General features: G+C 39.9%; 7 protein-coding genes. 6 read left to right on the top strand and 1 reads right to left on the bottom strand.

Going from position 1 to position 11,636, the window contains the following annotated elements:
- Window positions 1-281 precede the first annotated feature (281 nt).
- The 6 genes from RRG12_RS08465 (at window position 282) to RRG12_RS08440 (ending at window position 10,272) form a co-directional block, all read left to right on the top strand.
- Window positions 282-683, top strand: coding sequence for a hypothetical protein (locus RRG12_RS08465; RefSeq protein WP_069068217.1), 402 nt, complete (start codon window positions 282-284; stop codon window positions 681-683).
- Window positions 684-1,038: 355 nt separating this feature from the next.
- Entirely contained in the window at window positions 1,039-1,959 is a 921-nt protein-coding gene (locus tag RRG12_RS08460; protein WP_420758966.1) for a DUF4351 domain-containing protein, read from the top strand.
- A 357-nt stretch (window positions 1,960-2,316) separates the two neighbouring features.
- Window positions 2,317-4,947 carry a bifunctional aconitate hydratase 2/2-methylisocitrate dehydratase gene (acnB, locus tag RRG12_RS08455; RefSeq protein WP_420759019.1) on the top strand — a complete coding sequence of 877 codons (2,631 nt, stop codon included), beginning with the start codon at window positions 2,317-2,319 and terminating at the stop codon, window positions 4,945-4,947.
- Window positions 4,948-5,955: 1,008 nt separating this feature from the next.
- Entirely contained in the window at window positions 5,956-7,326 is a 1,371-nt protein-coding gene (locus RRG12_RS08450) for a protein kinase domain-containing protein (protein WP_420758965.1), read from the top strand.
- Between the two features lie 172 nt (window positions 7,327-7,498).
- Entirely contained in the window at window positions 7,499-8,959 is a 1,461-nt protein-coding gene (locus RRG12_RS08445; RefSeq protein WP_420758964.1) for an ABC transporter substrate-binding protein, read from the top strand.
- A 260-nt stretch (window positions 8,960-9,219) separates the two neighbouring features.
- Window positions 9,220-10,272 carry a hemerythrin domain-containing protein gene (locus tag RRG12_RS08440; RefSeq protein ID WP_069068222.1) on the top strand — a complete coding sequence of 351 codons (1,053 nt, stop codon included), beginning with the start codon at window positions 9,220-9,222 and terminating at the stop codon, window positions 10,270-10,272.
- Between the two features lie 81 nt (window positions 10,273-10,353).
- Here RRG12_RS08440 and RRG12_RS08435 read toward each other — a convergent pair whose 3' ends face one another.
- Complete coding sequence (locus RRG12_RS08435; protein WP_420758963.1) at window positions 10,354-11,538, bottom strand: M20 family metallopeptidase; 1,185 nt, start codon at window positions 11,536-11,538, stop codon at window positions 10,354-10,356.
- Window positions 11,539-11,636 lie beyond the last annotated feature (98 nt).

Genomic DNA, 11,636 nt, shown 5'->3' with positions numbered 1-11,636 from the left:
AAAGAACAATGGGAAATTGATCTTTTTTCAACTTGTGTGTACACCGTAGCCCAATGCATCGGGGGGATTGAGGGGGGTAATTTGACACCTATGATAATGCCCTATTATCTATTGCTTAAACATAATATTATTTTGCTGAAAATCAACCTTTGATTGTTAAAATCCGAAAAACCACGGACACAAATAAAAACTTTTACTAAAAAAAATGCGCTTTTTGCTGAACCAGAATCCAGGTTAATTGAGAGAAAATAGCTCTGTAAAGCTTTGAAAAGTGTAAAATTATGACTAGAAGAAAACGTAGTTCCCGGATTTTAGAAAAAGCTGAGTTTAGAGTTGCCGGTCTGAAAGCTATCGATCCAAATATAAATTTTGATGATACTTACAACTTGCAAAACCTGACTCAATTAATAGACAATTTTCACAATATGCTTGATGATTATAATGCTGCTATAGCTATGATTGACTCTTCTAGAAAAAAACTGGATGAGATGGAAAAAACCTTAAGTCAGGTTTCAGATAAAATGCTGACTGGAGTTGGTTTCAAATACGGCAAAAACAGCAATGAATATGAACTTGCAGGCGGCGTTAGAGACAGCGAACGTATCCGTAAAAGCAGATTGACACGCTTGAAATCGAACACAGATAAAAAATTAAATGAAAATGCAATAACCGCCACGCCCTAGCGGGAAGTCAAAAGGATTATAAAATCTGTTTTTAACTTTTTTAGAATAGTATCTTTGACATACTCACCGAGAAAGAAGAGTCGGTAATTTTGGAGTAATAAGTAATAAGCAATAAGTAAATATCCATTTCTCATCCACTCATTACTCATTACTCATTTAAAGTCCTGTCACCAATGATAAAAAGCCGTCCTCAAAAGACATGGCTTTAGACCCAAGTTTTTGGTGAAAATTAAAGGTGTCCAGCAGATCCACGACTTCTCAAAGAAGTCGTGGATCTATTTCATCACGAATGATTCAGGCTTGCTATATAATAAGACTTTGCATTAACCCAGAACTTCTGAAATCTTAAGATTTAATGACCAGGTTTATACATGATCAATTTGCCAAAGACTATCTAGAAGAATTATTAAAAGATTACGGAGAAGTCAAGGCATCAGAAAAAGTATCAGGAGAGATTAAAGAAATAGATGTTTTATTCACTCCTGCTAAACAGCAAAGCTCTAATATACAAATACTGGGTTTGCTAGGAAGATTTGCTGAACATCCTGCAATTATAGAACCGTACCGCAATCCAGCTTCTACCGATGAAATCTGCGACTGTATTCTAAAATTATTAGAAATAAAGGCTCTCCTGCGACGAGAAGCTAAGGCAAATAAAACCAAACTTCAAGACTCAGAAATTCCCAAATTGTGGGTTTTTACACCAACCATATCTGAAACTAGATTGTCTAGCTTTGGAACTATTCAAAAACAAGGTTGGTTATCAGGAGTGCATTTTCTGCCAGATGCCTTGCGGACAGCAATTGTAGCGATACACCAACTACCGCAAACACCAGAGACATTATGGTTGAGGCTTTTAGGTAGGGGAAGTGTGCAGTCACAAGCGATTATCGAGTTGCAAGCGTTACCATTAGATCATCCATACCAGAAACAAACTCTTGAATTAGTTTACAACTTGCGCGAAAACTTGAGAGTAAACCAAGAATTAGAAGCAGATGATAGGGAGTTAATTATGCGATTAGAACCACTTTATCAAAGAAATAGAGAACAAGCCAGAGAAGAAGGAAGGCAAGAAGGAAAACAAGAAGGAAGGCAAGAAGGAAAACAAAACTTAATATTGCGTCAACTCAATCGCCGTATTGGTGAGATTGATACGTCATTAATCGAGCAAATTCAAGGCTTATCACTTGAACAATTAGAGAATTTAGGAGAAGCATTGCTAGATTTTTCTAGTTTTTCTGATTTAGAAACTTGGTTAAACCAACAATCAATCTAATTTATTATTACTACACTTGAGAAATCGAATTATTACCCCCCTTAATCCCCCCTTATAAAGGGGGGAAACAAGAAAATCCGGTTCCCTCGCTTTTATAAGGGGAGGGTTAGGGTGGGGTAAAACAATATTTGATACATCAATCATGACTTTCCAAACATCCTCTTAGTACACGGAGGTAGACTAAGTTTTGTGTAGTAACAAATTCTATTCGCTTTTTAAACTTTCAGTATAAAAAAATCTGCTAATAACTGATTACCAGTAAGGCTTTCATCATAAAAGTAAGCTAAACTTTTATAGCCAAGTATTGCCTAAAAATTTCATAATTAAAGATAGAACATCCCAATGGAGAACATCAAAATGCTAGAACAATATCGTAAACACGTTGCCGAAAGAGCAGCACTCGGTATTCCTCCTTTACCATTGGATGCGAAGCAAACATCAGAATTATGTGAATTACTGAAAAATCCGCCCAAGGGTCAAGAGGAGATATTATTACATTTATTGAGCGATCGCGTTTCTCCTGGTGTTGATCCAGCAGCTTATGTCAAAGCTGGATTTCTCACCGCCATTGCTAAGGAAGAAATCACCAGTCCGTTGATTGCGCCCATCGAAGCAGTGCAATTGCTGGGCACAATGATCGGTGGTTACAATGTGCAATCTCTAATCGATTTGCTGCAATTGCCTACTGTATCCCTCTCCGACTCATCCGAAACACCTCTCGTAATGGGCGGACAAGGAAAAGAACCCATTTCCGCCTACGCCGCCAACGCTTTAAGCAAAATCCTCTTGGTGTATGACGCTTACCACGATGTTTTAGAGTTGTCTAAAACCAATCCTTTCGCCAAACGGGTAGTTGACTCTTGGGCGGAAGCTGAATGGTTTACCCTTCGCCCAACTGTCCCAGAAGCGATTACTGTCACCGTTTTTAAAGTTCCAGGCGAAACCAATACCGACGACTTATCCCCCGCCCAAAGCGCCACAACTCGCCCAGATATTCCCTTACACGCCTTAGTGATGTTAGAGTCACGGCAACCGGGAAGTTTACAAACCATTGCCGAGTTGAAAAAGAAAGGGCATCCTGTAGCTTACGTGGGAGATGTTGTTGGTACCGGTTCCTCGCGTAAATCTGCAATTAACTCAGTATTGTGGCATACAGGAAATGATATACCTTTTGTGCCAAACAAACGCGCTGGGGGTTATGTTTTAGGTGGTGCGATCGCGCCAATCTTCTTCAACACAGCAGAAGATGCCGGTGCTTTGCCTATTCAGTGCGATGTCACCAAACTCGAAACCGGCATGGTAATTACCATTCATCCCTACAAAGGCGAAATCACCAACGAAGCAGGCGAAGTTATTTCCACCTTTGACCTTAAACCTGACACCATCCTCGATGAAGTCCGCGCAGGTGGACGCATCCCCCTACTTATCGGCCGTACCCTCACCGACAAAACTCGTCTTGCACTCGGTTTAGAACCCAGCACAGTTTTCACCCGTCCCCAGCAAGCCTTTGATACAGGCAAAGGCTACAGCCTAGCACAAAAAATGGTCGGTAAAGCTTGCGGATTACCTGGTGTGCGTCCCGGCACATCTTGCGAACCCATCATTACTACCGTTGGTTCTCAAGATACCACAGGCCCCATGACCCGCGACGAATTGAAAGAACTCGCCTGTCTTGGTTTCAGTGCAGACTTAGTTATCCAAAGCTTCTGCCACACAGCAGCTTATCCCAAACCAGTAGACATCAAAACCCATCACGAACTCCCCGACTTCTTTGCTTCTCGTGGCGGTGTCGCCCTCCGTCCCGGTGATGGTATCATCCACTCTTGGTTAAACCGGATGCTGCTACCCGACACCGTGGGAACTGGCGGCGACTCTCACACCCGCTTCCCCTTGGGTATTTCCTTCCCCGCCGGTTCTGGATTAGTGGCCTTTGCAGCCGCCTTGGGTGTCATGCCTTTAGATATGCCAGAATCAGTTTTGGTAAGATTTAAAGGAGAATTGCAACCAGGTATCACCCTGCGCGATGTCGTGAATGCTATTCCCTACGTAGCAATTCAAAAAGGTTTGCTGACAGCAGAAAAACAGAACAAGAAAAATATCTTTTCTGGGCGAATTTTGGAAATAGAAGGTTTGCCAGATTTAAAAGTTGAACAAGCCTTTGAACTCACCGATGCTAGCGCCGAACGTTCTTGTGCCGGATGCACAATTAAGCTGAGTGTAGAGACAATTTCGGAATATCTGCGTTCTAATGTCGCGTTGCTGAAAAATATGATAGCACGGGGCTATCACGATCCGCGTACCATGCTGCGCCGTGTGGCAAAGATGGAAGAATGGTTAGCAAATCCCGTGTTATTAGAAGGCGATGCCGATGCAGAGTATGCTGAAATAATTGAAATTGATTTGAACGAAATCAAAGAACCAATTGTTGCTGCTCCTAATGACCCTGATAATGTTAAGTTATTATCGGAAGTTGCTAATGATCCAGTGCAAGAAGTATTTGTCGGTTCTTGCATGACAAATATTGGTCATTATCGGGCAACCGCAAAAGTTTTGGAAGGCGCAGGTGAAGTGAAAACTCGCCTGTGGATAGCGCCACCAACCCGCATGGATGAACACCAATTAAAAGAAGAAGGTGTATACAGCGTTTTTGGCGCTGCGGGTGCGCGTACAGAAATGCCAGGATGCAGTTTGTGTATGGGTAATCAAGCGCGAGTTGCTGATGGCACAACAGTATTTTCTACCTCAACCCGCAACTTTAATAATCGTATGGGTAAAGATGCGCGAGTGTATCTTGGTTCAGCAGAATTAGCCGCAGTTTGTGCGCTGTTAGGACGGCTTCCGACAGTGCAGGAATATTTGGATATTGTGGCGAGTAGAATTGAGCCTTTTGCAGATGATTTGTATCGGTATTTGAACTTTGATCAAATTGCCGGTTTTGAGGATGAAGGGCGTGTGATTTCTCAGGAGGAGCAGGCTTTATTAGTATAGTTTAATTAGGTGGGTATAACACCCACCTAATTTTTAGCATTTCCAAGAGGAATATTATCGTTTTATTTTGGCGATTGGGAATAATTAGCCATAGAAACAAGAGTATATTTTTCAATTTTCTATCAAAACATAACTCTGCACATGGTCTTATCTTATCCTTGCCATATTTACTTGCATATATAGGAATCCGCTTTGATTTCTGACGAATATGCAATAGGCAATGGCAATAGGCAATAGGCAACAGGCAACAGGGAAGAACGCTTCTTAGTTGTACTGAGTTTTTTCAGAAATCAAAGATGAATCCTATATAATACTTATATTCTTTATTCACAACTGTTTCTTTTAACCTACGATCAAAAGTTAATATTTGATGTCTAATTTTAGTGAAGTTTTCTATTTATGTGTTTCTTAAAGAACCTAACCAATTTAATAATATTCTTGGTGGTTCAGGAATATTATCATTTTCTTGATTTTGGAGATTAACTTATTGATAATTAATTTTTATAAGTTTTGTTTCTGATTTGTTAGGAATGTGAGAGGGATGAAAATAAAATTCATCATTTTTATACACAATGGAAAAATTAAATAAATTAAAATTTGCTTTACTGTGTTTTTCATCAATTAAATTATGACGGTGAAAACTCGGACAGATAGCTAGTAACCCAAGTTGCGGGTTATCAAATATAGATTTACTGTTGAGTGCGAACAGACACTTCAAAGTGGTGGTTAGGCTACGCACAACCATCACTTCGGCTCAAATAAAAATATCAGTATACAATTATAAAAAAGTATTAAATTTAGCTCATTCGATAAATGGAGATTTTAGGGTAAATGCAAAAATAAATACGTAACATTGTGTCTCCAGTCCAATTCAAGTTAAAATCGCAGTGTAATCTCTTGACCATCCTGTTGTAGCTATTGAGCGATATTTTAAAAGTAGTTACGAAAAACAACTAAAGTAAATGTAAGGTATATTCTAAAAATTAATAAAATGACAGCGATAATTATATGGTCTGCTGCCTAAATCCTAATTGCGAGAATCCCCAAAATCCTGACGGGGCAAATTTCTGCCTTAGTTGCGGCACAGCATTGGTATCGCTACTGAGAAATCGTTACCGGATCATCTCACCATTAGGGAGAGGAGGGTTTGCACGCACATATATCGCAGAAGATATAGATAAGCTCAATGAACGATGTGTTGTCAAACAGCTGGTTCTAAGTCAATTTTATGGTATTCAGGGTAGTCAAGCACATCAAAAAGCGACTGAGTTATTTGAACAAGAGGCTAAACGTCTTAAAGAGCTAGCAGAACATGTCCAAATTCCCAATTTATATGCGTATTTTAAGGAAGATGAATATCTTTATTTAGTGCAGCAGTTTATCGAAGGGCAAAATCTTTTGCAAGAGTTAAAACAGCAGGGGGTTTTTGATGAAGCCAAAATTCGAGATTTTTTAAATGATTTATTATCTGTGCTAGTAGACATACATCAACAGCAGGTAATTCACCGAGATATTAAACCAGAAAATATTATTCGCCGTCAAAATGATGGGAAATTAGTACTAATTGATTTTGGGGTGGCGAAGCAAAAGACGGAACCTACAAACACTGCCATTGGGACAATTATTGGTTCATTAGGTTATGCACCAATTGAGCAAATGCAAGTGGGTAAAGTTTTTCCATCTAGTGATATCTACAGTTTAGGAATAACTTGCTTTCATCTGCTGACTAATATTTCTCCTTCAACTTTGTGGATGAAACAAGGATATAGTTGGACTTCTAGTTGGCGACAGCATTTAACACAACCCATAAGTCAGGAATTAGAGATGATTCTTGATAAGTTCCTACGAGAAAATCATGAACAACGTTATCAATCTGCACAGGCTGTATTACAAGAGTTGAATAATCTGCCACCGCTAAGTTATACATTAGCTCCCACAGTTATTCCCCCTACTCTACCATCAAGTTCACAATCACAAAAACAACACAAATTAACTCGATATCTACCCCAATTTTCTAATAGTAAATTATTGTCTGGAGCAATCATTGCTGGATCAGGTAGTTCGTTCTTAGCGATCGCACTTATCAGTTTTCTCGGAACTACTTGGATTAGCTCTGGATTGTGGTTGATAATTTTAGCAGGGTTAGTCTTGATTCAATCTCGCCCGCTTCTAGAAAAAACTTATTTAATTATTATTGCTATAATAGCAAATCTACTCATTGTATTTACTTTCAGAAATCTACTAACCAATAATCTTCTAAAATCTGGTATAAATGGTCTGCTGCTTGTAGGGTTACTCGTTATTCTTGCAGGTTTATTGACACTGATTATCGTGAGTGTGTCTGAAATAATAAATAAACTTCTTTCTAAATATTTTTAAATTACTAGTACAACACGGCAGAAATAAACCAATCATTCCAAATCAACGAAACCCTTATGCTGTATTCATTTTAATTTTTAATTTTTAATTCCGCCTTGCGGTACTAGGTATGGCTAAATTTTCATAAATCTCTTGATTTCAGATAATTTTTGTAGAATTTGGGGAATTATTCATGACAAATAAAAAAGATAACTTGAGGCTGCTTATATCTCTAGGTCTGGCAGGAGTAATGGTAGCAGCTATTTTGTGGTTAATTAGCAAAGTTTCTTCGACCATTATAACACCATCAAACCCCATATCAGCTTCATCTTCATTGACAAATAAGCCTTCACTAATGAATTTGGGTACAAAGATTTTGGTGAAAGTGCAAACCTATCCTGAGAAAACAGATGGAGTTAAAGCTTTTGCTGAAAAAGATTTTACAACTGCTGTGAAAAAGTTCACCGCTTCTCTAAAAAATAATCCCAATGATCCAGAAACTTTAATTTATTTAAACAATGCCAAAATTGCACAAGATAATTCGAGCGCTCTGAAAGTTGCTGTCATCGCTCCAATTAACTTTGATCCGAGTTTATCAGAAGAAATTTTGCGTGGTGTAGCTCAAGCTCAAAATGAAGTTAATAACCAAGGAGGAATTAATGGTAAGAAGCTGCAAATTGTAATTGCAAGTGCTGAGAATAGAGAAGATTCTACACGGTTAGATAATGAATTAGTTCAAGACAAGAGTATTGTGGCAGCAGTAGGTGTTAGACGTAACGCCGCAATTTATAGTGAGAATCGCTTGGTGTTAGTTTTACCTGTCGAGCGACCAAATCAAGCCGAAAATCAAGAAAATTTAGAAAGCAATTCAATAAATAATCAACCTAATAGTTCCACAAATAATTACTTGTTTCATGTAAATCCGCTATATGATAATTTAGTAGATACTCATTCTCGCTACATTGCTCGACAAGCAAGAAATGTTGCTATTTGTGGTGATTCTCGTAGTTCAAGAAGTAATTCAAGCTCCTCATCAAGTCAGATACTTGTAGAACAGTACACTCAAGCAATCAAAAAATATGGCAGCAACGTTATTAGTACGCCTTGCAATTTGGCAGATAAGAATTTTGACCCTAGGGCTTTTGTAGATCAAGCCATAGAAACAGAAAATGCAAGTGGCTTTTTACTAATGCCCTCAATCAGAAATATATATTTTGCCACCAAAGTAGCACAAGAAGTTAGAGGCAGAAAACCACTGTTTGCTTCTGAAAGTATGTATAGTGCAACAACTTTACAAAATGGCAAGGATTTGGAAGGCATGGTATTACCTGTGTATTGGCATCGTGATGCTAATAAAGATAACCCCTTTGCAGAAAATGCCTTTCAGCTTTGGAATGCACAGGTAAATCAGAGAACAGCAGGAGCTTATGATGCAGTCCAAGCAATTATTACTGGCTTGAAACAAGATAACACCCGCGAAGGATTACAAAAGGTACTGTCTAATCCTAATTTCTCAACTTCAGGAGCAACAGGAATGATTCAGTTTTCGCCCTCTGGTGAGCGTCAAGGAGAAGCAATCTTAGTCAAAATCGAGCGTTGCGAGTCTTGCTCTACTGGAACTGGTTACGATTTTGCCCTCTTGAATAAGAAGTAGTTTTTTTGACGTTACTTGTCATTCTAAAGATATAGATTACTGCCAAATTTGTAATCTATATCTTTAGAATGTCATACTAAAATACTTGATTAGAATTGCAACGATCGCTTCAATTTTTATTTCTATTCTGGAACCCTAAAATTGTCTTTTTCTACCCAGAGTTGTGAACGCGATCACTCAAAAGAAAGATGGAATATCCCTAACCTCTATGTCAAGGTTATATCAGTAAGAATTACGAATACTTGCCGAGGAGAACACGGATGGTAGCTACATTAGATGATACGAAACGCAATGCTATTGCTCTAAAATTAGCAAGTCTTAAAGCACTCCAACAATTGGTGATCGAAAATGAGCGATCGCTTTTGACACAAGGACTTGATGCCGAAATTGCCGATCGCATCCGTAATTTCCTGAATGATGACGAAAAAAATCTTGGGGTTCTGGAAACTGTAATCGGTCAGTATGGCATTCAGGCTGAACCCAAAAAAACTGTTACAGAATTCATTGCAAAAGCTCGTGAATTGTTCAAAGGTTCTGAGTTGAGCCTGTATGAAAAAGTATCTCAGCATGAATTGCTGAAACATCAACTAGTAATGAGTGGCTTAATAGTTCACAAAGCTGCTCAAAAAGCTGGTGCTGACGTTTTGCTAGCGATCGCACCTTTGAACACCATTAACTTTGAAAACCGCGCTCACCAAGAGCAACTCAAAGGTATTCTAGAAATTCTGGGCGTCCGCGAACTCACAGGACAAGATGCAGATCAAGGAATTTGGGCACGTGTTCAAGACGCTATGGCCGCAGTCAGTGGTGTTGTAGGTAGTGCTGTTACTCAAGCCAGTGACAAAAAGGATATGAATATCCAGGATGTCCTTCGCCTGGATCACAACAAGGTAAATACCCTGTTCACCGAACTACTGCAAAGCAACAATCCACAAAAGATCCAAGAGTACTTCGGTCAAATTTACAAGGATCTAAGTGCCCACGCCGAAGCTGAAGAAGAGACAGTCTATCCAAGAGTACGTCCTTTCTACGGTCAAGATAACACCCAAGAATTGTTTGATGAACAAGCTCATGCCAAGCAAGCATTAGAAGAAATCAAGGCTCTCAGCCCATCTTCACCCCAATTCAAAGATAAAGTCAAACAGCTGATGGATGCTATTGGCGATCATATTCGTCAAGAAGAAACCACAATGTTTGCTGCTATTCGCAACAACTTAAGCACTGAGCAAAGTGAACAACTTGCGACTGAATTCAAAGCTGCTAAGACTCGAATTCAACAAAAACTAGGTGTTGTTACTGAATCAAATGTATAGGATGCTTTCGGGCTTTCTATAACTGCTAACAAAGATTAGTTAAATCAAAACTCCCAGCAGATCAACGCTGGGAGTTTTTGTTTACAAATTTTGCTGATGGTATTTATAAGCAGCGTATGCCATAGTTACAACCCCGGTGATAATAGCAGATTCATCAACTTCAAATTGGGGATGGTGTAATGGGTGGTTGATGATTCTTTCTTGGTAGCCTACACCCAAGCGAAACATAGAACCGGGGGCGTGTTCCAAATACATAGAAAAATCTTCAGCACCAAGGGAAGGTTCGGGTAAGACTTGAACGCGATCGCTACTCCAAGCTTCTTCTGCGGCTGATTGTAACAATTGCGTCAGGGTATAATCATTTTGAACACTGGGTACACCCTGGCGATAATTGACTTGATAGTTTGCTCCGTAGGTATGGCAAACATTAGATACAATATTTTCAATCCATTTCGGGAGATGGGCACGAGTTTCAGGATGGAGCGATCGCACGGTTCCCAATAACTGCACTTTATCCGCAATTATATTCGGCGCTCTGCCACCATTAATCTTCCCAATACTCAATACTACAGGACGTAAAGGATTCTGCGTCCGGCTGATAGCTTGTTGCAGTGCAGTAATGACTTGGCAAGAAATCCAAATCGCATCAATGGCCTCATGGGGACGCGCCCCATGTCCAGATTCTCCCATAATCAGAATTTCTAAATCATCAGCGGCGGCTGTCAATGCCCCGTAACGCACGCCAATAGATCCTGCGGGTATAGAAGGGAAAACATGAACCCCTAATACAGCCGAAACATTTTCCATCGCTCCATCTTTCACCATCCAGCTTGCCCCTTGGGCAATTTCCTCTGCTGGCTGAAATAAAAACCGCACTTTCCCACCCAACTCCTCTGCTAGCTGGGACAGCACCATTGCCGTTCCTAACCCCACTGTGGCGTGGACATCGTGACCGCACGCGTGCATAATCCCATCTGCACGAGAGGCATATTCCAAATTAGTGCCTTCTTGAATTGGTAAGGCATCCATATCGGTGCGAATTGCTAACAAACGGTCATTTTGCTTAGTGCCTTGGAGTTCTCCAATAACACCCGTTTTGCCAACTCCTTCTTCTACGTGCAGACCGCTAGAAGACAAAACACCAGCTACGAAGGCTGCTGTTTGGTACTCCTGACCGCTGAGTTCTGGGTGAGAGTGAATGTGGCGGCGAATTTCAATTAACCGGGGTGCTAGTTTTGCTGCTAAGTCTTTAATAGAGGTAAGCATTGATTCAATTAATCTATACGCTTTTTTCCCATGATAAAGAACTGTTAACAAACAAAATGCTTTTGCTATACAAGGATGAAGCAGAGGGGCAGAGGGGC

This window comes from Nostoc sp. CALU 546, from assembly GCF_048836525.1.
The sequence above is the reverse complement of the archived record's forward strand: the minus strand, read 5'-3'. Positions and strand labels throughout refer to the sequence as shown.

Bases quoted from the DNA above. Each gene is read 5' to 3' on its own strand.
- RRG12_RS08465 (WP_069068217.1), top strand. From the start codon at position 282: ATGACTAGAAGAAAACGTAGTTCCCGGATTTTAGAAAAAGCTGAGTTT.
- RRG12_RS08460 (WP_420758966.1), top strand. From the start codon at position 1,039: ATGACCAGGTTTATACATGATCAATTTGCCAAAGACTATCTAGAAGAA.
- acnB (WP_420759019.1), top strand. From the start codon at position 2,317: ATGCTAGAACAATATCGTAAACACGTTGCCGAAAGAGCAGCACTCGGT.
- RRG12_RS08450 (WP_420758965.1), top strand. From the start codon at position 5,956: ATGGTCTGCTGCCTAAATCCTAATTGCGAGAATCCCCAAAATCCTGAC.
- RRG12_RS08445 (WP_420758964.1), top strand. From the start codon at position 7,499: ATGACAAATAAAAAAGATAACTTGAGGCTGCTTATATCTCTAGGTCTG.
- RRG12_RS08440 (WP_069068222.1), top strand. From the start codon at position 9,220: ATGGTAGCTACATTAGATGATACGAAACGCAATGCTATTGCTCTAAAA.
- RRG12_RS08435 (WP_420758963.1), bottom strand. From the start codon at position 11,538: ATGCTTACCTCTATTAAAGACTTAGCAGCAAAACTAGCACCCCGGTTA.